The sequence below is a fragment of the Bowmanella dokdonensis genome (genome assembly GCF_017254865.1).
In the GTDB taxonomy this organism is placed as follows: Bacteria; Pseudomonadota; Gammaproteobacteria; order Enterobacterales; family Alteromonadaceae; genus Bowmanella; species Bowmanella dokdonensis.
The window spans coordinates 1-361 of record NZ_JAFKCV010000176.1 but is presented as its reverse complement, the minus strand read 5'-3'; the positions used below and the strand labels follow the sequence as shown (position 1 = coordinate 361).

Here is a 361-nt window from a genome sequence, read left to right as displayed (position 1 = left end):
GACGCTGCCTCCGGTGAACTGAGTAAAATATTAGCTCAGTTCAAGTTCCAGAAGCGTCAAGGTGAGGTCGCCTTCAGGCTTCCTCACCTTTTAAACTTCAACCTGACTGGCGCTTAAATGTCCAGCAGCAGGCGTGTCGGATCTTCCAACAGTTCCTTAACGGTAACCAGGAAGCCCACAGACTCTTTGCCGTCAATGATACGGTGATCATAAGACAGGGCCAGATACATCATAGGCAGGATTTCCACCTTGCCATTCACCGCCATGGGGCGATCCTGGATTTTGTGCATACCCAGAATAGCGCTTTGTGGTGGGTTGATGATTGGCGTAGACATCAAGGAACCGAATACACCACCGTTGG

At 50.4% G+C, this 361-nt stretch carries 1 protein-coding gene; it reads right to left on the bottom strand.

Annotated features, from left to right (window positions below):
• Positions 1-113: 113 nt before the first annotated feature.
• Positions 114-361, bottom strand: a 248-nt coding sequence (locus J0A66_RS22110) for a 2-oxo acid dehydrogenase subunit E2 (RefSeq protein ID WP_206575993.1), incomplete at its 5' end; no start/stop codon positions are given.